The following is a 21,852-nucleotide window of genomic DNA, read 5'->3' on the forward strand; positions in this document are numbered from 1 at the left end:
CCCCGGCGATCCACACCGGCACCGGACGCCCGGCCGGTGGGACGGCGGACGCCGGCCCGTACGAAGACGATCCTCACGCGGGAGCGGGCCGGAGAGGCGCCGCCCACCCGCCGCAACTGACCTGGCGGGCCGCCTCGCGGGCGGCCCGTCTCCTGGGAGGAAAGGGAGTCGCATGGCCGCACCCGACCCGATCCTGCGGATGATCGGGATCAGCAAGGAGTTCCCCGGCGTCAAGGCGCTGACCGGCGTGGACTTCAGACTCCTGCCGGGGGAGGTGCACGCGCTGATGGGGGAGAACGGCGCGGGGAAGTCGACGCTCATCAAGGTGCTCACCGGCGTGTACGACGTCGACGCGGGCCGGATCGAGCTGGCCGGCGCGCCGGTCTCCTTCGCCGGCCCCCTGGAGGCGCAGCGGGCCGGGATCAGCACGGTCTACCAGGAGCTCAACCTCTGCGCGAACCTCTCGGTGGCCGAGAACATCTTCATCGGGCGCGAGCCGCGCCGCTTCGGCCGTATCCGGTGGGGTGAGACGCGCCGGCGCGCGGCCGAGCTGCTCGCCAGGCTCGACCTCGACCTGGACGTCTCGGCGCCGCTGTCCTCGTACTCGCCGGCCGTGCAGCAGATGGTGGCCATCGCGCGGGCCGTCGACATCTCCGCGAGCGTGCTCATCCTCGACGAGCCGACCTCCAGCCTGGACGCGGGAGAGGTCGCGCAACTGTTCCGGGTGATGCGGCGGCTCAAGGACGAGGGGATCGCCATCCTCTTCGTCTCGCACTTCCTCGACCAGGTCTACGAGATCGCCGACCGGATGACGATCCTGCGCAACGGCCGGCTGGTCGGCGAGCACCTCACCGCCGAGCTGAGCCAGGTCGAGCTGGTCGGCAAGATGATCGGCAACGAGCTCGCCGACCTGGAACGGCTCGACGAGAAGCCCAAGGACCTGGCGCGGACCGGCGACGTGGTCATCGAGGCGAGGGAACTCGGCAGGGCGGGGGCGGTGCAGCCGTTCACGCTCTCCATCCACCAGGGCGAGGTGGTGGGCCTGGCCGGGCTGCTCGGCTCCGGCCGCACCGAGATCGCCCGCCTGCTCTTCGGCGCGGACCACGCGGGAACCGGAGAGGTGGCGATCGACGGTACGCCGGTCTCGCTGCGCACCCCGCGCGCCGCGACCGCCAGGGGAGTCGCCTTCTGCCCGGAGAACCGGCGGACCGAGGGCCTGATCGCCGACCTCACCGTACGGGAGAACATCGTGCTGGCCCTGGCGGCGGCGCGTGGCTGGGCCAGGCCCATACCGCGCCGCCGCCAGGACGAGCTGGTGGAGAAGTACATCGGCGCGCTGCGCATCAACCCTCCCAACCCCGAACAACTCGTGCGCAACCTCAGCGGCGGCAACCAGCAGAAGGTGCTGCTGGCCCGCTGGCTCATCGTCGAGCCGCGGCTGCTCATCCTGGACGAGCCGACCCGCGGCATCGACGTCGGGGCCAAGGCCGAGATCCAGCGCCTGGTCGTCTCCCTGTCCGACGGGGGCATGGCCGTGCTGTTCATCTCCGCCGAGCTGGAGGAGGTGCTCCGTCTCAGCCACCGGGTCGGCGTGCTGCGCGACCGGCACCTGGTGGCGCAGCTGCCCAACGACGACGACCTCACGGTCGACGTCCTCATGGAGACGATCGCCAGCGGAGCCCGCCCATGAACCGTCTTGCCAGGCACCGCCTGCTGTGGCCGGTGCTCGTTCTCGTCCTGCTGCTGGCGACCAACGTCGTGTTCACCGACGGCTTCCTGTCGGTGCAGATGAAGGACGGCCACCTCTACGGCAGCCTCATCGACATCATCCGCTTCGGCGCGCCGCTGATCCTGGTGGCGGTCGGCATGACACTGGTCATCGCCACCGGCGGCATCGACCTGTCCGTGGGATCGGTGGTGGCCATCTCCGGGGCGCTCGCCTGCCTTCGGATCAGCGAGCTGGACGACCAGAGCGCGGTGGGCGGCGTCCTCGCGGCGATCGGCCTGGCGCTGGTGCTCTCCCTGGTGCTGGGGGTGTGGAACGGGTTCCTCGTCGCCGGGATCGGCATCCAGCCGATCATCGCGACGCTGATCCTCATGGTCGCCGGGCGAGGGCTGGCCCAGCTGGTCACCGACGGCCAGATCATCACCGTCAACAGCGTGCCGTACAAGCTGGTGGGCGGCGGCTACTGGCTCACCGTGCCCTTCTGCATCCTGGTCGTGCTGGTCGTGCTCGCGGTGACCGCCTTCCTCACCCGGCGCCTCGCCCTCGGCCTGCTCATCGAGTCGGTCGGCGGGAACGCCGAGGCCAGCCGCCTGGCGGGCATCCGCTCCCGGGGCCTGACCATCGTGGTCTACGCGTTCTGCGGCCTGTGCGCCGGCATCGCGGGGCTGATGATCAGCTCCAACGTGTCCAGCGCCGACGGCAACAACGCCGGGCTCTGGATCGAGCTCGACGCGATCCTCGCGGTCGTGATCGGCGGCACCTCGCTCGCGGGCGGCCGGTTCTCGCTCGGCGGCACCGTGCTCGGCGCGCTCATCATCCAGACGCTGACCACCACGATCTACTCGATCGGCGTGCCGCCGGAGACGACGCTGCTCTTCAAGGCGCTCGTCGTCACCCTGGTCTGCCTGCTGCAGTCACCGACCTTCAGGGAGAAGGTGTTCCACCGCCCGCGGCGCGGCGCTCCACCCGCCTCCGCGGACGCCGACACGAAGGTGAGGATCACGGTATGACCAGCCTGGGCGTGCTTTCGCCGAACCGGTCGACACCCCGCAAGTACCTGCCGGTCCTGGTGACCGGCGGGTTGTTCCTCGCGATGTTCGTGGTCGGCGGCATCCGCTACGAGGGCTTCGCCTCCGGGCAGGTGGTGCTCAACGTCTTCATCGACAACGCGTTCCTGCTGGTCGTGGCGGTCGGCATGACGTTCGTGATCCTCACCGGCGGCATCGACCTGTCGGTGGGGGCGGTGGTCGCGCTCGCCACGATGATCTCGGCGAGCCTGGTGACGGACGGCGGCTGGCCGCCCGTGCTGGTGATCCCGCTGGTGCTGGCGGTCGGCGCGGTGCTCGGCCTCGCCATGGGCTGCGTGATCCACTACTTCGACATCCAGCCCTTCATCGTGACGCTGGCCGGCATGTTCCTGGCCAGGGGGCTCTGCTACACCATCGGCACCGACTCGATCTCGATCACCGACCCGACGTACACCGGCCTCGCCCAGGCCAGGATCGACCTGCCGGGCGGCGCGTTCGTCTCGCCGAGCGTGCTCGTCGCGGTCGTGGTGATCCTCGCCGGGGCGTACGTGCTGCACTACACCCGGCTGGGCCGCAACGTCTACGCGACCGGCGGCGGCGAGCAGTCGGCGCTGCTCATGGGCCTGCCGGTGGCCAGGACGAAGATCGCGGTCTACACGATCAGCGGTTTCTGCTCCGCGCTGGGCGGTGTGCTGCTCTCCTTCTACATGCTGTCGGGCTACGGGCTGCACGCGGTCGGCATGGAACTGGACGCGATCGCCGCGGTCGTGATCGGCGGCACGCTGCTGACCGGGGGGTACGGCTACCTGCTCGGCACCGTGCTCGGCGTGCTCGTCCTCGGGCTGATCCAGACGATCATCAGCTTCGAGGGGACCCTCAGCTCCTGGTGGACCAAGATCTTCATCGGCCTGCTGCTCTTCGCCTTCATCCTGCTGCAACGCCTCGGTGTGGCGCGGCGCACCTGAATCCCCGGCTCCGGCGCGGGGATCCGCGCCGGAGCTCTCCCCTGTCGAGGTCCTGGAGATTGTGTGAACGCTAACAATGACCGCTACGTGGTCGGAGTCGACTTCGGCACGCTGTCCGGCCGCGCCGTGGTGGTGCGGGTGAGCGACGGCGCCGAGGTCGGCACGGCCGTGCACGAGTACGCACACCGGGTGATCGAGGAACGGCTGCCCGGCAGTGCCGTGCGGCTGGGCCCCGACTGGGCGTTGCAGTCGCCGGAGGACTGGCGGCAGGTGCTGCGCGTGGCGGTGCCCGGGGCGGTGGCGGCGGCCGGGATCTCCCCGTCGAAGGTCATCGGCCTGGGCACCGACTTCACCGCCTGCACCGTGCTGCCCGCCACCGCGGACGGTACCCCGCTCTGCGAGGTCGACGGGCTCGCGGAGCGCCCGCACGCGTGGCCGAAGCTGTGGAAGCACCACGCGGCGCAGCCGCACGCCGACCGGATCAACGCCGTCGCCGCCCGCAGGAAGGAGACGTGGCTGTCCCGCTACGGCGGGAAGATCTCCGCGGAGTGGGCGTTCGCCAAGGGCCTGCAGGTACTGGAGGAGGACCCGGAGGTCTACGGCCGCGCCGAGCGCTGGATCGAGGCCGCCGACTGGATCGTCTGGCAGCTCACCGGCGTGGAGACCCGCAACGTGTGCGCCGCCGGGTACAAGGCCATCCACACCGGCGGCGGCTACCCCTCGGCGGAGTTCCTGGCCGAACTCAACCCGGCCTTCACCGGTTTCACCGCCAAGCTCGGTCAGGAGCTGTCGCCGCTCGGTGGTCTCGCGGGCCGGCTGGACGCCCGCGCCGCGGCCTGGACCGGGCTGCCCGAGGGAATCGCGATCTCGGTCGGCAACGTGGACGCCCACGTCACGGCCGCCGCCGCGGACGCCGTGCGGCCCGGTCAGATGGTCGCCATCATGGGCACCTCCACCTGCCACATCATGCCCTCCGACGCGCTGGCGGAGGTGCCCGGCATGTGCGGTGTGGTGCGCGACGGGATCGTGCCGGGGCTGTGGGGATACGAGGCGGGCCAGTCGGGAGTCGGCGACATCTTCGGCTGGTTCGTGGAGACCTCGGTGCCCGGTTCCTACGAGCGGGAGGCCGAGCGGCGCGGGCTCACCGTGCACGAGCATCTCACCGAACTCGCCGCCGCGCAGCGGGTCGGGCAGCACGGCCTGGTGGCGCTCGACTGGCACAACGGCAACCGCTCGGTGCTGGTCGACCACGACCTCTCGGCCGTCATCGTCGGCCAGACCCTCGCGACGAGGCCCGAGGACACCTACCGGGCGCTGATCGAGGCCACCGCGTTCGGTGCCCGCGTGATCGTGGAGACCTTCGAGGACTCCGGGGTGCCGGTGACCGAGTTCGTCGCCGCGGGCGGCCTGATCAAAAACCGGTTCCTGATGCAGGTCTACGCCGACGTGCTGCGCCGCCCGATCTCGGTGATCGGCTCGGAGCAGGGGTGCGCCCTGGGATCGGCCATCCACGCCGCGGTCGCCGCCGGGGCCTACCCGGACATCACCGCGGCCTCGGCCGCGATGGGCAGGCGCGCCGAGGCCGTCCACCTGCCCGACGCCGGGCGCGCCGACGCCTACGACCGGCTGTACGCCGACTACCGCCGCCTGCACGACCACTTCGCCGACGGGGAGATGCTGCACGGCCTGCGGGCCCTGCGCAACGAGGCGAGCACATCGAAAGAACAAGGAGGACGTGTGACCGGACTACCACGAGTGATGGGGGCGGCCGGATGAGCGCCGTCGTCGGGAAGCTGCGGGAGACGGTCTGCCGGCTCCACGACGAGCTGGTCCGCTACAACCTCGTCGCCTGGACCGCGGGCAACATCTCGGGGCGGGTGCCGGGTGAGGACCTGTTCGTCATCAAGCCGTCCGGGGTGTCGTACGACGAGCTGAGCCCGGAGTCGATGGTGGTGTGCGACCTGGACGGCGAGCCGGTCGGGGGCGAGCTGTCGCCGTCCAGCGACACCGCCGCGCACGCGTACGTCTACCGGGAGATGCCCCAGGTCGGCGGGGTGGTGCACACCCACTCCACGTACGCCTCCGCCTGGGCGGCGCGGGGCGAGGCGATCCCGTGCGTGCTGACGGCCATGGCGGACGAGTTCGGCGGGGAGATCCCGGTGGGGCCGTTCGCGCTGATCGGCGGGGACGACATCGGCAGGGGGATCGTCGCCACCCTGAAGGGGCACCGCTCCCCGGCGATCCTGATGCGCAACCACGGCGTCTTCACCGTCGGCGCGGACGCCCGTGCCGCGGTCAAGGCCGCGGTGATGTGCGAGGACGTCGCGCGCACCGTGCACGTGGCCCGCCAGCTGGGCGAGCCGCTGCCGATCCCGCGGCCCGCCGTCGACAGTTTGTACGACCGCTACCAGAACGTCTACGGGCAAAGGAGTCCGCGTTGATCCTCCACGAGCGTGAGATCTGGTTCCTCACCGGAAGCCAGGGCCTGTACGGAGAGGAGACGCTGGCCCAGGTGGCCGAGCAGTCCCGGCGGATCGCCGAGCAACTCGGCGAGTCGCTGGCGTTCCGGCTGGTGTGGAAGCCGGTGCTCACCGACGCCGCGTCGATCCGCAGGGTCTGCCTGGAGGCGAACGCCTCGGACGCCTGCGTCGGGGTGATCGCCTGGATGCACACCTTCTCCCCGGCCAAGATGTGGATCGCCGGGCTGGACGCGTTGCGCACGCCGCTGTTGCACCTGCACACCCAGGCCAACGTGGCGCTGCCGTGGAGCTCCATCGACATGGACTTCATGAACCTCAACCAGGCGGCCCACGGCGACCGCGAGTTCGGCTACATCCAGTCCCGGCTGGGCGTGGCGCGCAAGACCGTCGCCGGGCACGTGAGCGACCCGGCGGTGGCCGCGCGCATCGGGGCGTGGGCACGGGCCGCGGCCGGACGCGCGGAGGTCGGCTCGCTGCGGCTGGCCCGCTTCGGCGACAACATGCGCGACGTGGCGGTCACCGAGGGCGACAAGGTGGAGGCGCAGCTGCGCTTCGGCGTCTCGGTCAACACCTACGGTGTCAACGACCTGGTCGCCGTGGTCGACGCGGCGGCGGACTCCGAGGTGGACGACCTGGTCGCCGAGTACGAGGACAGCTACAAGGTCGCCCCCGAGCTGCGGGCCGGCGGCGAGCGCCACGACTCCCTGCGGTACGCCGCCCGCATCGAGCTGGGGCTGCGCCACTTCCTCACCGAGGGGGGCTTCGGCGCGTTCACCACCAACTTCGAGGACCTCGGGGGCCTGCGGCAGTTGCCGGGGCTGGCGGTGCAGCGGCTGATGGCCGACGGCTACGGCTTCGGCGGGGAGGGCGACTGGAAGACCTCGGTGCTGCTGCGCACCCTGAAGACGATGGCGGCCGGTCTTGAGGGCGGCACCTCCTTCATGGAGGACTACACCTACCATCTGGCCCCGGGCCAGGAGGTCATCCTGGGCGCGCACATGCTGGAGGTCTGCCCGACGATCGCCGCCGGGGTGCCCTCGTGCGAGATCCACCCGTTGGGCATCGGCGGGCGGGAGGACCCCGTCCGGCTGGTCTTCGACGCCGAACCCGGACCGGCGGTGGTGATCGGTCTGTCGGACATGGGGGAGCGGTTCCGGCTGGTGGCCAACGAGATCGACGTGGTCGCCCCGGCCGAGCCGCTGCCCAACCTGCCCGTCGCCCGCGCGGTGTGGCGGCCCCGCCCGAACCTGAGCACCTCCGCCGAGGCGTGGCTCACCGCCGGGGGCCCGCACCACACGGTGCTGTCGTCCGCGCTGACCGGCGAGGAGCTCACCGACCTCGCCGACATGCTCGGCGTCGAGCTGCTGGTCATCGACGCCGACACCACCCCCCGCCAGTTCGCCAAGGAGATCCGCTGGAACCAGGCCTACTACCGGCTGGCGCAGGGCTTCTGACCCGAAGGGCCCCGCCGATCGGCGGGGCCCGTTCCGCTGCTACGCGTATTGTCATCCGAACACACGAAACGCCCGGAAGAATTGTCGGCGACCGCGTATTTTCAAACGCGCGGTCGTCGCGTTTGTTTTCGGATGGCGACAACGGCGGGGTGCGGGCAAAGGGGCGTCCGATTCAACCGTCGGCGACGGGGTGGAGCGTTTTCCCCGAGATTTCGTCTTCGGGTGACGCGGCAGACTCGATCGGCAGAACGGTTGAGAGAAGCGCTTGGGAGGCCGAATTCCCGTCGGCTCCGCCGCTCGGAGACTCCTGCGCTGTTCAGGCGGGGTGTGAGAGGCGGTGGGTGCCGGTGAAGGAGTCCGGCGGCCGGTCGGACCGCCTTCCTTCGCGGGAATCCGGTCGGCCCGCCGATCGATTCATTCAATGGCGAAGCGCTTATGTCAACGGTGCTTCAATTGACTTAGGAGGTGATATTCGGCTCCGATCGCGGTGTTTGGGTGATTGATATTGACGGTGTATATGCGGCTATCTACCCTCACGATGTCCGGCACATTACAAGGGAGTGGCCGATGAAACGCATCCGAAACCTCGCCGTCGCCGCCGTCGCCATGGCGGCACTCGTTCTCGCCCCGCTTCCCGCCTCGGCGGCCGGCACCACGATCCACCGGGACACCGACATGGGCGCCGCCTATTCGGGCAAGATCCGGGCCACGCTCATCGATCCGGTGTCGGTCTCGACCACGCTCGCCACCGCCACCTGCAACACGGGCAACATCGACGGGACGGTCCAGTCGGACGGCACCGCGCTGGACATCGCGGTCTTCAACTTCAGCAACACTCCCGGCCCGGCCTGCCCGAACAGCGCCGGAGGCTCCTCCACCGTGTCCCCGGTAGGGGTCTCCACCTGGACCGGCGGCAGCGTCGTCTACAACAGGGTGATCCCCGGGCGGGACGGCATCGTGACCCTGAAGGGCGTCAAGGTCTCCTCGGTGTCCACCGGCTGGTTCGGCACCATCAGCTGTGTCTACCGGGGCTCCGGCGCCGGTAACAGCATCGCCCTGGACACCTTCAACCCCGACAACGCCAGCCGCCCGAAGCCGGCGATCGCCCAGGCCCAGGCCAAGGCCACCAACTACGCCCTCACCAAGGACAGCGGCAGCATCCTGTGCCCCGGCACGGCCAACTACACCGCCACCTTCCAGCTCATGGGGGAGACCGTCGCCAACTCCGGTGTCTTCGACCAGAAGCTGTACCTCACCAGCCCCTGAGAACGCCCTCGCCCCTGAGAACACCCTCGGCCCGCCTTCCGGTACGCATCCGGGAGGCGGGCCGCACCCGTGCGCGGCCGGCCCCCCGGCAGGTCAGGGCTCGTACCGCCTGGTAGACGCAGAGCAGCGCCCAGATCTCCTGGGCCACCGTCTCGGGGGTCCTGGAACGGAGCGTGACCGTCGCGCCGCTCCGGTCGGATCGCAGCCAGGCCAGCGCGCCGTCCATGACCCAGCGCTCCGCGTACCGCGCCACCAGCTCCGGCGCCGGGGCCCGTCCCGGGTCGAGCAGCGTGGTGACCAGCCGTTCCGTGCCGGGCAGCGGGATGACCCGCAGCAGGGCGTCCGCCCAGCCGGGCGGCCTGGACAGGAACGACCCGTCGCCGAGACGGCGCGCCACGGGGAACCCGCCCGCTTCGCCGGTCCGCCACAGCAGGTGCGTGCCGGTTCCCGCCGCCTTCCGCCACAGCTCGGCCCCTCTCGCCCCCGGACCGGCGAGCAGCAGCACGCCGGGCTCCAGGCGGCGCAGCAGCCTCGGCGCGAGCGCCTGCCGCCCCGCCCCCGAGCCGCCGATGGTCGCGTCGATCAGCGCGTGCGTCCCGCCGTCGACCACGGCCACCACCCGGACGCACGGCAGGCGGGCGCTCTCGTCCGGGTAGCCGAACGCCGCGTTGTCGCGGGTCTCCGGGACGGTCAGCGTGGTGCCGTCCATCATCACCGCCCGCAGTCCGGCCAGCCGCGACCCGGTGGCCCCGGGCTCCGGCAGCGGCACGGCCACCCGGCGGAACAGCACCCGCAGCGGCTCCGCGCCGAGCCGCGCGCGGGCCCGGCTGATCGCCGACACGCTGGGCACCTCCCAGCTCTTGGCCCAGTGCGAACGCCACGACAGGCCGTTCAGCAGCAGGCGCATGACCTCGTCGTAGTTCCGGTCAGGGAACATGCACAGGGCCAGCACGTAGTAGATCGTCAGGCGGGCGGGCAGTGCCCGCCGCCGCTGGTCGGCGCAGCCGCTGGCCAGCACGACCTCGTCGAGGAGCGGTACGGGGAAGGCGGAGGTGAGGATCCCGATCGCCAGATGATCGGCCAGCCGCCCATGGACCGGCTCAGTCTTCACTCGCCTAGTCATGCCCTTGTGTACTCGCTGTCAAGCCCTAGGCGGTCAAACGCTTTATTTCCTATACAAACCTATCTAAATCAGCTCAAAAAATGCGCACGAGGTGAGTGCCGTAGCCGGTTGCTGCATGCCGGATGTAGACCTCACGTGCAGCGTCAGGCCGAAGAACCACCGCAAGGGCGGGTGGCCGGTCTCCACCCCCGACCCCGCCGATGTCCACGCCCACGAACAGGCCGTCCTCGCCTCCGACCAGCTTGTCGGAGACGCCCGCGAGACCCTGGCGCGCATGCCCTCTCAGGCCCGCACCTCCAGGCTCCTGGCCGAAGCGCGCCGACCTCAGCAGGAGTCTCAGCGAGAATCTCAGCGAGGAGCGGCCTACATGCTGGCCGCCGAGAACGTCACCGCTATGCAAAAGGTGCTCGACATGCGCCCCCTCGACATGATCCGCGCCGAACGTGAGCAGGCGAAGGCACTCATCCCCCAGACCTGAGTGCCCCCGCCCGTTGTTGAACCCCTCACACGCCCATGGCGGTGAACACCGCCCACGCCACGGCCGCCCCGGCTGCCGCGCCCGCGACGGCTTGGGCGAGCGTGTGGTGAGAAATCCGCACCCGCGCCCACCCGATCACCGCCACCAGCGCCGCACCCACCGTGAGCGTCACCGCGGCCGAGAGCACGTACGCCAGCACGACCGCGACCCCGGCGGCCGTGCTCGTGTGAAACGAGATCTTCCACACCAAGGTGATCGGGCCCAGCACCGCCAGCCAGCCCAGCATCACCACGACCATCGCCGTCAGCTCGGCCGGATCCCCCTCGGCCACCAGCAACACCAGCAGCGTCACGACCACGGCGGCCAATGCCGCCAGCATCGGCTTGAATCGGCTCGACCGCTCCACTATGTGCCGCGAGTCCAACCGGCCCCGCCGCACACCGACCGCAATCACCGTGGCTGGCACCCCGCCGCACACCGCCGAGACCGCTGCACCCCACGCCGCACCCGCCCAACCGGCCGCCAGCCCGCCGACCACCGGCGGCAGGCTCAGCATCAGATGCTGCGGCGCGAACACCTCCGTCACGGCCCACGCGAACCCGTTCAGGCCAGTTCGGGCATCGGCTCCAGACGCCTCCACGCCCGCCACAGACTGATCAGCCACTGCGCCTCCTGTACGTCGTTTCCACCTTCGACCGCCTGACCGGCCACCAACCTGTCACCCGGGGCGCCGGTCTGCCTCACCGTGAGAGCCTCACGCAGCTGGAGCGCGCAGGTGTAGCCGCCCTGGGGCTCTCACTTGGTGCACCGCCATCAAGTAGGCAACCGCAACGCACGCCGCAAAGGATGGTGGGACGCCTGCGGCGACACCCTGCCCACCGAACTCGCCTCCTACATCGCCCCCGAAGCCGAAGCCGCGTCAATTCGCGGCTTCTCGGCGCAGATCATTCCCGGGATGCTCCAAACGGACGAGTACGCACGCTCCATTGCATTTGATCACCTTCGCGCGACCGCATACGAGGTCGAGGAGTCTTTCTCCTTTATTGGTCGGGGTCGGCGATCTCCCGGATGTGTAGTGGCTCGTCGAGGGTGCGGGAGGGCTCTTCCCATTTGGTCCGGTCGAGAGTGAGGATCGGGAGTACGGCCACGTCGGCTATGGCTGCCACGTGCGCGTCCCAGGGGGTGAGCCCTGTTCTGGAGATCATGGAGGCCAGGGCCAGGGCCTGATCGGTGCCGGCCAGTGGTGCGATCGTCACCTGGTCGAAGAGGTCGAGTCCTCCCAGCAGATCGTCGCCTTCTTCGCTTCGAACGTCGAGCGAGGCTCCGGTGATCGCCAGTGCCGGGATGACCATCGGTTGTTCCTGGGCGTCGTAACGCTGAACGAGTCCGATCAGATCGCTGTCGCCGCGGGCGATCTCCGTCAGGACGCTCGTGTCCAAGAGGTAGGGGGCCGGTCACCGGTCGGGCTCGCCCTGGCTCTCGACATGGGCCATCATGCGGGCCACGCGATCGGGGTCGGCGTCAGCGGCCTTCGCGTTCCAGAGTGCGCGGCGATGGCGCTCCCGCTGGACTTTCAGGGCGAGGGCCTCGTTGACGTAGGCGGACAGTGAGCCGGTGCCGACCCGCTGCCTGGCGTGATCGAGCAGATTGCGATCGACGGTCACGCTGATGGTCTCCGGTGTGGCCATGGTGACACGGTAGTACCGCACTAAGATCTTTTCCGCTGGCCGAGGTGCCGGGCGGAAAGTGGTCCTGTCACCGCTCCGGGCCGGGCCGCCGGGCGGAGGCGATTCTGCCGATACGGTACGGGATATCGGTCACATGCGGGCGACGGTCTTGTGAAATTCAGTGAACATGCCTGTTGGGCATGATCTCCATGCTGTCCTGCCGCTTTTTAAGCACCGGCCTCGTTCGTGAACAGAGATTGATCACTTGTTCACCAAACTCAGGTCTGATAGAACAAATGCCACATGTAGGTCGGGTGGACCGTCTCCCTCGCGGCCTATCCCTCGTGGCCCCCTGGAGGACTGCCGTGCCCGGCTTCTCTCGTCCCAACGGTCCGGGATCCCCGGCGCTGTCCCGCCGCTCGGTCCTGCAGCTCGGCAGCGGGGTCGCCCTCCTCCTGGCGACCGGGTGCGCCGCCGGCACCACGGGTGGCGACGGATCCACCGCGCCCGCGGCGAGCACCGCCCCCGGCGGGGCCCCGGCCGCCTCGAAGTTGCGGATCGCGGTGAGCAGCTATCTGAGCAGCTGGGACCAGGACTTCGTCGGGTTCGACCTGACCGCCCTGATGCTCTACAAGAACGTCTTCCCCTACATGATCGACTATGGGGTCGCCTCGGTCGGCGACGGCCAGATCCTCGACACCGAGGCCATCGCCCCCACCTTCGCCGAGTCCTTCGAGCCCGACGCCGACAACAAGGTCTGGACCCTCAAGCTGCGCAAGGGCGTCAAGTTCGCCAGCGGCAACGAGATGACCGCCAAGGACGTCAAGTGGTCCAAGGACCGCGCGTTCGCCGCGAAGGCCAACGTCGCCGGCGTCTACCGGCTGATCGGGCTCACCAAGGCCGACCAGATCGAGGTGGTCGACGACTACACGGTGACCTTCACCCAGGCATTCCCCAGCGCGCTGACCCGGCAGATCCAGGCCATCTCGCTGTACGTCTTCGACTCGGAGGAGGCGAAGAAGCACGCCACCGACGCCGACCCCTGGGCCAAGGAGTGGTTCGCCAAGAACCCCCCGACCGGCGGCTACTTCAACGTGGAGAAGGCGGTCCAGGGCCAGGAGATCGTGCTCACCGCCAACGCCGGCTACCCGGGCACCGACGGTGCCAAGAGCTCCGAGATCAGGCTGAGCGTGGTGCCCGCGGCCTCCAACCAGCGCCTGCAGCTGCAGAACGGCGACATCGACGTCGCCTTCGGCATCGGCCAGCGCGACATCAAGGACCTCAAGTCCACGAAGGGCGTCAAGGTCATCTCCGCGCCGAGCAACAACCAGCTCGCCATCCAGATGTCGGTGACCACCGCCCCCTTCGACGATCCCGCGGTGCGCAGGGCGCTCGCCCAAGCGGTGCCGTACGAGCAGATCATCGCCAACGTCTACGGCGGCGACGCGCGGGCGGCCAAGAGCGTCGTCCCGCTGGACATGCCCGGCTACTCCGAGACCGGCTACCCCTACGCCTACGACGTCGCCAAGGCCAAGGAGACGCTGGCCGCGGCGGGCAAGACCTCGATCACCTCCGAGCTGGTCTTCCAGACCGACAGCGAGGAGCAGCAGCAGATCGCCGTGCTCGTGCAGAGCGAGGCCAGGAAGGCGGGCATCGAGCTGAAGCTCACCCCGCTCGACCCCGCCACGCTCGGCGAGCGCAGGGCGAAGAAGAACATCCCCCTGCAGATCACCCTGGGCCAGCTCTGGGTCAACGACGTGGAGTACATGCTCGGCACCAGCTTCACCAAGGGGGCCAGCCTCAACTACTCCAACTACGTCAACCCCGAGATCGAGAAGATCTTCGAGGAGTCCCACACCGTCGTCGACCCGGCCGAGCGTGCCAAGCTCTGGCTGCGCGTGCAGGAGATCCTGGCCGAGGACGTGCCATGGGTCGTCATCTGCCAGCCCAACTTCAACCTCCCGGTCCGGGAGGAGGTGGCGGGGTGGGTCCAGCCGATGGACGGCCTGGCCCGGCTGCGCTACCTGAGCAGCTCCTCCTGATCCATGCGTATCATCCGGTTCGTCCTCAGGCGGCTCCTCCAGCTCGTCCCGGTGCTCCTCGGGGTGGTCGTGCTGACCTTCCTGCTCGTCAGGGTCCTGCCGGGTGACCCGATCCGTACCATCCTCGGCCCCAACGCCACGGAGGCGGACGCCGCCGCGGCGCGGGCCAGGTTCGGGCTGGACCGGCCGCTGTGGCAGCAGTTCCTCGACTATGTCGGGGGACTGTTCACCGGTGACTTCGGCACCTCCATCCAGAGCGGTGCCCCGGTGGGCTCGGAGATGGCCCTGCGGATCGGGCCGACCATGGAACTCGTGGTGATCGCGCTGGCCGTGGCGCTCGTGCTGGCGGTGGTGCTCGGCATCTGGTCGGCCAGGCACGCGGGCCGGTTCGGCGACCACACGGTCCGCGTCGCGGCGCTCATCGGCAACTCGGTACCGGAGTTCTGGCTCGGACTGGTGCTGGTCCTGGTGGGCTACAGCGTGCTGGGCTGGTTCCCGGCCCCCAGCGGCCGGGTGGACCCCGACACCGAGCTGAACCTGATCACCGGTGCCGACCTGCTCGACGCGGCGCTGACCGCCAACGGCCCGGCGTTCGTCTCCGCGCTGGAGCACCTCGCGTTGCCGGTGGCCACGTTGGTCATCGTCATCGTCGCGCCGCTGTTGCGCAGCGTCCGGGCCTCCGCGCTTGAGGTGCTGGCCTCCGAGGCGTACACGGCCGCCGCCGCGCACGGCCTGAAGGACCGGCTGCTGCTCCGCGGCTACCTGGTGCGGGCCACGCTGGTGCGGCTCCCCGCGCTGGCGGCCCTGGTGTTCGGCTTCTCCATCGGCTCGACGGTCCTCGTGGAGTACGTCTTCTCCTGGCAGGGCTTCGGGCAGTGGGCGCTGCGCGGCCTGCTCTACCGGGACTACCCGGTGGTTCAGGCGTCGGTGCTCGTGATCGCGCTGTTCTACGTGGTGGTCTTCCTCATCGCCGACGTCGTCCACGCGATCCTCGACCCGAGAGTGAGGATCTGATGGCCGAGGCTTCGGGAGTCCGGGAGGCGGGCGCGGACCGCCGCTTCGCGTCGTCCCTGATCACGGTGGGGTCCGTCATCCTGGCCGTGGTCGCGGTGGCGGTCCTGTTCGCGCCGCTGCTGAGCTCCTGGGGGCCCGAGGAGATCGACCCTCTCGCCTCCCTCGCCCCGCCAGGTGGCGCACACCTGCTGGGCACCGACCTCAACGGCATGGACGTGTGGAGCCGGGTCCTGCACGCCGCCCGGCTCGACGTCGGCATCGCCGTCGCCGCGGTCGCCCTGGCCGTGGTCGCGGGCAGCCTCGTCGGCCTGGTCGCCGGATACCGGGGCGGCTGGGCCGACGACGTGCTGATGCGGGTGCTCGACGTCTTCCAGGCGTTCCCCACCTTCATCCTGGCCCTGGCGGTGGCCGCGCTGCTCGGCGGCGGTACGGCGAACCTGATCGCGGTCATCGCCCTGGTGAACGCACCCGCCTACGCCCGGCTGGTCCGCGCCGAGGTGCGATCCATCAGGGAACTGCCCTTCGTGGAGGCGTCCCGCACCTCCGGCTCCTCCTTCTGGGGGGTGCTCTGGCGGCACGTACTGCCCAACAGCCTGACGCCGGTGCGGGTCATCGCTCCGCTGAACTGCGGCTGGGCGATGCTCACGCTGGCCGGGCTGTCCTTCCTGGGCCTCGGCGTGCCGCTGCCCACCGCGGAGTGGGGCGCCATGATCAGCCTCGGTTCCGGCGACGTCGTCGCGGGCCGGTGGTGGACCTCGGTCCCGCCCGGCCTCTTCCTGCTGATCTGCGTCCTGGGCTTCAGCCTCCTCGGTGAGGGCCTGCAGGAACGCGCCGACTCCACAAGGAGGTGACAGACGATGACACTCCTGTCGATCGAGGACCTCTCCGTCGTGATCCAGCGGCCGGGACGCCGGGTCGCCGCGCTGAGCGGGGTGAACCTGAGCGTCGAGCCGGGCGAGGTGGTCGGCCTGGTCGGTGAGAGCGGCGGCGGCAAGAGCATGGTGGCCCGCTCGATCGTGGGCCTGCTGCCCGGTGGCTCCCGGACGAGCGGACGCGTCATGTTCGACGGTGCCGACGTGCTGACAATGGACGCCGCCGAGCTGGAGGCGTTCCGCGGGCACGGCGCCGCGATCTGCTTCCAGAACCCGCGCGGCGCGCTCAGCCCCACCCGTACCGTCGGCCGCCAGCTCGTCGACCGGCTGGTCACCCACCGGTCGCTGGCCCCGGCTCCGGCCAGGGAGGTCGCCGCCGAGCTGTTCGAGTCGGTCGGCATCCGCAGCCCGAGGCGCCGCCTGGACGCCTACCCGCACGAGCTCTCCGGCGGCATGGCGCAACGCGTCATGATCTCGCTGGCCACCGGGTGCGCGCCCGGCCTGCTGATCGCCGACGAGCCCACCACCGGGCTGGACGTCACGCTCACCAGGGAGATCCTCAACCGGTTCCGGCTCGCCGCGAACGCGGAGCGGCGCGGTGTGCTGCTGATCTCCCACGACCTGGCGTCCATCGCGGAGGTCTGCGACCGCGTCGTGGTGCTCTACGCGGGGACGGTGGTGGAGAGCGGCCCCGGCCCGCAGGTGCTCCATGAGCCGGCCCACCCCTACACGCGGGCGCTGCTGCGCTCGGTGCCCGACATCGACGGGCGCCCGGTGACCGCGACCCCCGGCGCGATGCCGCTGCTGACCGAGGCGCCGTCATCCTGCCCGTTCGCGCCGCGCTGCGCGCACGCGACGCAACTGTGCACGGCGGACCTGCCCGTCGCCGGGCCCCTGGCCATGGACTGGAGCGCCGCCTGCTTCCACCCCCGCTCGGGTCCACTCGACGATCCCGCCGAGCCGCCGGTTCCGGCGGAGACCCCGCCCGCGGGAGCGGTCCCGTCCGCCGGTACGGCCACCTCGCCCGATGCGAAGGGGAGCGTGCTGCGCATCGAGGACGCGCACGTCGTCTACCGCGGCCGCTTCGGCGGCGGGGGTCACCACGCCCTGCGCGGGGTCAGCCTCAGCGTCGCCGCGGGCGAGCGGCTGGGCGTCGTCGGGGAGAGCGGCTGCGGCAAGAGCACCCTGGCCAGGCTGATGCTCGGCCTGGTGCAGCCCTCGCGGGGCAGGGTCGAGGTGGCCGGTCACGCCCTGGCCGAGCTGCGCGGCGCCCGGCTGCGCCGGCTGCGCACCCGCGCCCAGCTGGTCTTCCAGGATCCGATCGGGTCGCTCAGTCCCCGGCGGACCGTGCAGGACGCGATCGGCGAGCCGCTGCGCGCCGCCGGGGTGCCCGCCGCGGAGCGCGCCGCACGCGTCGCCCGCGCCCTGGAGCGGATGGAGCTGGACCCGTCGATCCTGGGGCGGCGCCCGCACGAGCTGTCCGGCGGGCAGGCGCAGCGCGTCGGCATCGCCCGCGCGCTCGTCGGCGAACCCGATCTGATCGTCTTCGACGAGCCGACCTCGGCGCTTGACGTCACGGTACAGGCGCAGATCCTGAAGGTGATCGCCGAGGTGAGCGGCGACAGCTCACGTGGCTCGGTCTTCATCTCCCACGACCTGGCCACCGTACGGGGGTTCTGCGACCGCGTCGTGGTGCTCTACCTGGGACGGATCGTCGAGGAGGGGCCGGTGGAAGAGGTCTTCGGCAATCCCGGGCACCCCTACACCAGGGCACTGCTGTCCAGTGCCCCCAGCCTCGGCTCCGGTTACGGCGGCCCGCAGGTCGAGTTGACCAAGGATCTGGAGGAGGCGGACGCGGCCGGGGGCTGCGCGCTCGCGCCGCGCTGCCCCTTCGCGACAGACGAGTGCGGCGAGCAGGAGCAGGAGCTCCGCCCGTACCACGCGAGCCTGGTCGCCTGCCGCCGCGCCGCCGAGATCCCCGCGCTGATCGAAAGGTGACACCCTCAATGCCCGACCCGAAGCACATCCGGCTGGCCGTCGACATCGGCGGCACCTTCGTCGACGCGATGGAGCTGAACACCCGTACTCACGAGGTGCGTTTCAGGAAGGCCTCGACCACCCCGGCCCGTCCCTGGGAGGGCGTGCTCGACGCGGTCACCGCGCTCGGCACCGACCTGTCGGAGGTGGAGTTGTTCATCCACGGCACCACCCTGGGTCTCAACGCGGTCCTGGAACGGCGCGGCGAGCCGACGGGGATCATCACCAACGACGGCTTCCGCGACATCTTCCTGATCGGCCGGGGCAACGTGCCCGCCGACCACATGTACGACTTCCAGTACGAGCGCCCCGAGAGCCTCGTGCGGCGCCGTCACACCGCGGGGGTACGGGGACGGCTCGACCACCGGGGCCGCGTGGTCGAGGAGCTCGACGCCGAGGGCGTCAGGGAGGCGGCCCGGGTCCTGGTCGAGGAGGAGGGCGTGGTGTCGATCGCCGTCTGCTTCCTGCACTCCTTCCTCGACCCCTCCCACGAGCGCCAGGCCGCCCGGATCATCCGCGAGGCGTATCCGGAGGTGACGGTCTCGCTCTCCACCGACATCGTCAGGGAGTACCGCGAGTACGAGCGGACCAGCACGACGGTCCTCGACGCCTACATCCGGCCGATCTTCGAGAGGTACGTCGACAGGCTGGAGCACGGGCTGGCCGAGCGTGGGTTCGGTGGGCAGTTCCTGATCATGAGGTCCGGCGGCGGTTCCATGACGTCGTCGGTGGCCAAGACCTCCCCGACGCACACGGTGCTGTCGGGTCCGGCGGGCGGCATCGTCGGCGCGGCGCACCTCGCCGCCGCCCTCGGCCGCCGGGACCTGCTCACCTTCGACATCGGCGGCACCTCGCTGGACGCGTGCGTGATCGAGCACGGGTCCCCGGTGGCCGCCTACGAGGCGCAGCTGGAGCATTTTCCGCTGCTGATCCCCACTTACGACATCCGCACGATAGGGGCCGGAGGGGGCTCGATCGCGTGGTTGGAGAGGGGATTGCTCAAGGTGGGTCCGCACAGCGCGGGTGCCGACCCCGGCCCGGTGTGTTACGGCCGGGGCGGCACCCGCCCCACTGTCACCGACGCGGCGGTGGTCCTCGGCTACGTGGACCCGGGCCGTTTCCTGGCCGGGACCATGGACCTGCACGCCGACGCCGCCCGCGCGGCGCTCGACGAGCAGGTGGCCCGGCCCCTCGGGCTGAGCACGGAGGCCGCCGCGGCGGGCGTCTTCGACGTGCTGCTGGCCAAGACCGTCGGCGCGGTCCGGCAGATCACCGTCGAGCGGGGGCACGACCCCCGGGGCTTCTCGTTGCTCGCGTTCGGCGGGGCCGGACCGCTGCTCGCCCCGCTGCTCGCGGCGGAGATGGGCATCGGCGAGGTCATCGTGCCGTTCGCGCCGTCCGGTTTCTCCGCCTGGGGCATGCTCAGCGCGGACATCGTCGACGACTTCTCCCGCACGGTGATGGCCACCCTGGACGACGCCGACCTCGACGAGCTGGAGACGATCTTCAAGGGCATCGAGGCCGAGGCCGTCGACTCCCTGGAGGCGCAGCGGGTCCCGGCCGAGCGCATGGTCCTTGAGCGCCAGTTCGAGCTGCGCTACCTGGGGCAGGAGCACTCGCTCATCGTCACCGCGGGCCGCGACCTCGACCGGGACGCGATCAGGCGGGCGTTCGAGGAGACCCACGTGGCGCGCTACGGCCACGCCATGGACAACCGGCTGCAGATCCTCAACCTGCGGGTGCGCGGCATCGGCCGTACCGACCGGCCGGAGCTGGTGGTGCGCCCGCCGGGCGACGGCGACGCGGGCCGGGCGCTGTTCGCCCGCAGGGACGCCTACGACTTCGGTACCCGCGCCACGGCGTCGTTCGCCGTCTACGACCGGGCGCTGCTGGAGCCGGGCGACGCGTTCGACGGACCCGCCCTCATCGACGAGGGCACCTCGACCACCGTGGTCCCCTCGGGGCAGCGGGTCGAGGTCGACGAGCACGGTTACCTGCTGGTCAGGCTTGTGGAGGTGGCATCGTGACCGAGCAACCGGGCAAGACCCTTGACGGGGCGACCGCGGAGGTGGTGCGCAGCTACCTGCTCGCCGCGGCGGAGGAGATGCGGGCCACGCTGATCCGCACGTCGTTCAACCCGGTCATCTACGAGGTCCACGACTTCGGCATGTCGATGTACGACGCCGACCTGCGGCTGATCGCCGAGGCCACCGGGCTCACCTTCTTCCTCGGCGCCAACGACTTCTCACTGCGCAAGGGTGTGGAGTACGTGGGGCGGGAGAACCTGCGTCCGGGTGATGTGGTGCTGCTGAACTATCCGTACTGGAACGCGGCTCACGCCTATGACGCGACGTTGTTCTCGCCGGTGTTCCTGGCCTCCGAGTTGGTGGGTTTCCTGTGTGTGCGGGCTCACTGGATGGATCTGGGGGCCAAGGATCCGGGGTATGTGCTGGATTCCACGGACATGCATCAGGAGGGGATGATCTTTCCCGGGACGAAGGTGTTCTCGGGGGGTGAGCCGAACCGGGAGATCATCGAGTTGATCCGGTTCAACTCGCGGATGCCGGATCTGGTGATCGGTGATCTGAACGCGCAGGTCGCCGCGTTGCGCACCGGAGAGCGCCGGTTCCTGGAGATCCTGGAGAAGTTCGGCCGCCCGACGGTGGAGGCCGCCGTCGGGCGGATGATCGAGGACGGCGAGGCGCGCACCCGCGCCGCCCTCGCCGAGCTGCCGCAGGGGTCGTGGACCGCGGTCGACTGGGTCGACGACGACGGCATCACCGAGGACCCGGTCCGCATGCAGGTCACCGTCACCATCGCCGACGGCACCTTCACCGTCGACTTCGACGGTTCCGCGCCGGCCACGCCCGGTCCCATCAACATGCCGTTCGGCGCCACCGAGGCGATCTGCAAGGTGGTCCTCAAGTCGCTCACCTCGCCCGACGAGCCGTCCAACTTCGGCACGACCGTGCCCCTGCGGGTGCGGGCCGAGCCTGGAACGCTCTTCCACGCCGTCTACCCGCAGCCGACGTTCACCCTGTGGACCGGCATCGTCGCGGTCGAGCTCATCCTGAAGGCGCTGGCGCAGGGCATGCCGGACAGGCTGCCCGCCTCCTCCGGAGGGGACGTGCCGGGGTTCATGATGGTCGGGGTCCACCCGGAGACCGGGCAGATGTTCGCGGTCAGCAACAACGACCCGGTCGGCTGGGGCGCCACCCCCTCCCACGACGGCATGAACGCCGCCACCCACGTCTCGGGCAGTACCGGGAGGATCACCCCGATCGAGGTCCTGGAGGCGCGGACCGGGATGTTCTTCGAGCGGATGGAGATGCGCGAGGATTCCGGTGGTGCCGGGCGGTTCCGCGGTGGGGTGGGGTTGCGAAGGGACATCCGGTTCGTGACCCCGGGGGAGTTCCTGTCGGTCATCAAGAAGACGCGGTCGCGGCCGTGGGCGCTGGAGGGCGGGCTGGAGCCCGAGCCCAACCAGGTGGTGATCTTCCCCGACACCGAGCGCGAGCATCGGGTCAGTACCAAGCGGACCAGGGTGCGGGTCGGTGACCGGATCAGGTTGCTGACCGCGGGAGGCGGCGGGCACGGGGATCCGTGCGAGCGCGACCCGGAACTGGTCCGCCGCGACGTCGCCGAGGGCTATGTCTCTCCCGACGCCGCCCGCAGGATCTACGGGATCGACGGTGTCTGA

At 70.4% G+C, this 21,852-nt stretch carries 20 protein-coding genes; 15 read left to right on the forward strand and 5 right to left on the reverse strand.

What is annotated here, in order from left to right; translation table 11 throughout:
• Nucleotides 1-172 precede the first annotated feature (172 nt).
• From AB0K21_RS30740 to AB0K21_RS30770, 7 genes are all read left to right on the forward strand, one after another.
• On the forward strand, nucleotides 173-1,690 hold the full coding sequence (locus AB0K21_RS30740; protein WP_343964633.1) for a sugar ABC transporter ATP-binding protein: 1,518 nt from the start codon (nucleotides 173-175) through the stop codon (nucleotides 1,688-1,690).
• Entirely contained in the window at nucleotides 1,687-2,736 is a 1,050-nt protein-coding gene (locus AB0K21_RS30745; protein WP_343964634.1) for an ABC transporter permease, read from the forward strand. The genes AB0K21_RS30740 and AB0K21_RS30745 overlap by 4 nt, the downstream gene beginning before the upstream one ends.
• Nucleotides 2,733-3,719, forward strand: coding sequence for a galactofuranose ABC transporter, permease protein YjfF (yjfF, locus tag AB0K21_RS30750; RefSeq protein WP_343964635.1), 987 nt, complete (start codon nucleotides 2,733-2,735; stop codon nucleotides 3,717-3,719). The genes AB0K21_RS30745 and yjfF overlap by 4 nt, the downstream gene beginning before the upstream one ends.
• A gap of 63 nt (nucleotides 3,720-3,782) precedes the next feature.
• Nucleotides 3,783-5,495, forward strand: coding sequence for a ribulokinase (gene araB / locus AB0K21_RS30755; RefSeq protein WP_343964637.1), 1,713 nt, complete (start codon nucleotides 3,783-3,785; stop codon nucleotides 5,493-5,495).
• Nucleotides 5,492-6,160: an L-ribulose-5-phosphate 4-epimerase gene (locus AB0K21_RS30760; protein ID WP_343964639.1), complete on the forward strand. Its 669-nt coding sequence runs from the start codon at nucleotides 5,492-5,494 to the stop codon at nucleotides 6,158-6,160. The genes araB and AB0K21_RS30760 overlap by 4 nt, the downstream gene beginning before the upstream one ends.
• Entirely contained in the window at nucleotides 6,157-7,653 is a 1,497-nt protein-coding gene (araA, locus tag AB0K21_RS30765) for an L-arabinose isomerase (RefSeq protein ID WP_364155179.1), read from the forward strand. The genes AB0K21_RS30760 and araA overlap by 4 nt, the downstream gene beginning before the upstream one ends.
• Nucleotides 7,654-8,220: 567 nt before the next feature.
• Nucleotides 8,221-8,919 carry a hypothetical protein gene (locus tag AB0K21_RS30770; protein WP_343964643.1) on the forward strand — a complete coding sequence of 233 codons (699 nt, stop codon included), beginning with the start codon at nucleotides 8,221-8,223 and terminating at the stop codon, nucleotides 8,917-8,919.
• Here AB0K21_RS30770 and AB0K21_RS30775 read toward each other — a convergent pair.
• A complete protein-coding gene (locus AB0K21_RS30775; protein WP_343964645.1) occupies nucleotides 8,906-10,030 on the reverse strand; it encodes a transposase domain-containing protein in 1,125 nt (374 codons plus the stop codon). The genes AB0K21_RS30770 and AB0K21_RS30775 overlap by 14 nt on opposite strands.
• Before the next feature lie 127 nt (nucleotides 10,031-10,157).
• Here AB0K21_RS30775 and AB0K21_RS30780 point away from each other — a divergent pair, with 127 nt between their 5' ends.
• A complete protein-coding gene (locus AB0K21_RS30780) occupies nucleotides 10,158-10,520 on the forward strand; it encodes a hypothetical protein (protein WP_343964647.1) in 363 nt (120 codons plus the stop codon).
• A 25-nt stretch (nucleotides 10,521-10,545) separates the two neighbouring features.
• On the opposite strand, the gene AB0K21_RS30785 is transcribed toward AB0K21_RS30780, so the two are convergent.
• Nucleotides 10,546-11,106 carry a hypothetical protein gene (locus AB0K21_RS30785; RefSeq protein WP_343964649.1) on the reverse strand — a complete coding sequence of 187 codons (561 nt, stop codon included), beginning with the start codon at nucleotides 11,104-11,106 and terminating at the stop codon, nucleotides 10,546-10,548.
• Nucleotides 11,107-11,123: 17 nt separating this feature from the next.
• Nucleotides 11,124-11,264 carry a hypothetical protein gene (locus AB0K21_RS30790; RefSeq protein ID WP_343964651.1) on the reverse strand — a complete coding sequence of 47 codons (141 nt, stop codon included), beginning with the start codon at nucleotides 11,262-11,264 and terminating at the stop codon, nucleotides 11,124-11,126.
• Nucleotides 11,265-11,322: 58 nt separating this feature from the next.
• On the opposite strand from AB0K21_RS30790, the gene AB0K21_RS30795 reads away from it, so the two are divergent.
• Entirely contained in the window at nucleotides 11,323-11,649 is a 327-nt protein-coding gene (locus AB0K21_RS30795; RefSeq protein ID WP_364155266.1) for a Scr1 family TA system antitoxin-like transcriptional regulator, read from the forward strand.
• Here AB0K21_RS30795 and AB0K21_RS30800 read toward each other — a convergent pair.
• On the reverse strand, nucleotides 11,561-11,959 hold the full coding sequence (locus tag AB0K21_RS30800; RefSeq protein WP_343964653.1) for a hypothetical protein: 399 nt from the start codon (nucleotides 11,957-11,959) through the stop codon (nucleotides 11,561-11,563). The two genes, AB0K21_RS30795 and AB0K21_RS30800, sit on opposite strands and share 89 nt — an antisense overlap.
• Before the next feature lie 15 nt (nucleotides 11,960-11,974).
• Nucleotides 11,975-12,208, reverse strand: coding sequence for a type II toxin-antitoxin system CcdA family antitoxin (locus AB0K21_RS30805; protein WP_343964655.1), 234 nt, complete (start codon nucleotides 12,206-12,208; stop codon nucleotides 11,975-11,977).
• Between the two features lie 344 nt (nucleotides 12,209-12,552).
• Here AB0K21_RS30805 and AB0K21_RS30810 point away from each other — a divergent pair, with 344 nt between their 5' ends.
• Genes AB0K21_RS30810 through AB0K21_RS30835 form a run of 6 tightly spaced genes read left to right on the forward strand, consistent with a single transcriptional unit; the run spans nucleotide 12,553 to nucleotide 21,852 of the window.
• Entirely contained in the window at nucleotides 12,553-14,229 is a 1,677-nt protein-coding gene (locus AB0K21_RS30810) for an ABC transporter substrate-binding protein (RefSeq protein ID WP_343964657.1), read from the forward strand.
• A 3-nt stretch (nucleotides 14,230-14,232) separates the two neighbouring features.
• Nucleotides 14,233-15,243, forward strand: a complete 1,011-nt coding sequence (locus tag AB0K21_RS30815) for an ABC transporter permease (protein WP_343964659.1) — start codon at nucleotides 14,233-14,235, stop codon at nucleotides 15,241-15,243.
• Nucleotides 15,243-16,094 (forward strand): ABC transporter permease, encoded by an 852-nt coding sequence (locus AB0K21_RS30820; protein ID WP_343964661.1) that lies wholly within the window; start codon nucleotides 15,243-15,245, stop codon nucleotides 16,092-16,094. Before AB0K21_RS30815 ends, AB0K21_RS30820 begins: the two co-directional genes overlap by 1 nt.
• A gap of 6 nt (nucleotides 16,095-16,100) precedes the next feature.
• Nucleotides 16,101-18,113 (forward strand): dipeptide ABC transporter ATP-binding protein, encoded by a 2,013-nt coding sequence (locus AB0K21_RS30825; RefSeq protein WP_343964663.1) that lies wholly within the window; start codon nucleotides 16,101-16,103, stop codon nucleotides 18,111-18,113.
• 8 nt (nucleotides 18,114-18,121) lie between these two features.
• Nucleotides 18,122-20,179 carry a hydantoinase/oxoprolinase family protein gene (locus AB0K21_RS30830; RefSeq protein ID WP_343964665.1) on the forward strand — a complete coding sequence of 686 codons (2,058 nt, stop codon included), beginning with the start codon at nucleotides 18,122-18,124 and terminating at the stop codon, nucleotides 20,177-20,179.
• Nucleotides 20,176-21,852: a hydantoinase B/oxoprolinase family protein gene (locus tag AB0K21_RS30835; RefSeq protein ID WP_343964666.1), complete on the forward strand. Its 1,677-nt coding sequence runs from the start codon at nucleotides 20,176-20,178 to the stop codon at nucleotides 21,850-21,852. The genes AB0K21_RS30830 and AB0K21_RS30835 overlap by 4 nt, the downstream gene beginning before the upstream one ends.

It is taken from the genome of Streptosporangium sp. NPDC049248 (assembly GCF_040678965.1).
Taxonomy (GTDB): domain Bacteria; phylum Actinomycetota; class Actinomycetes; order Streptosporangiales; family Streptosporangiaceae; genus Streptosporangium; species Streptosporangium fukuiense.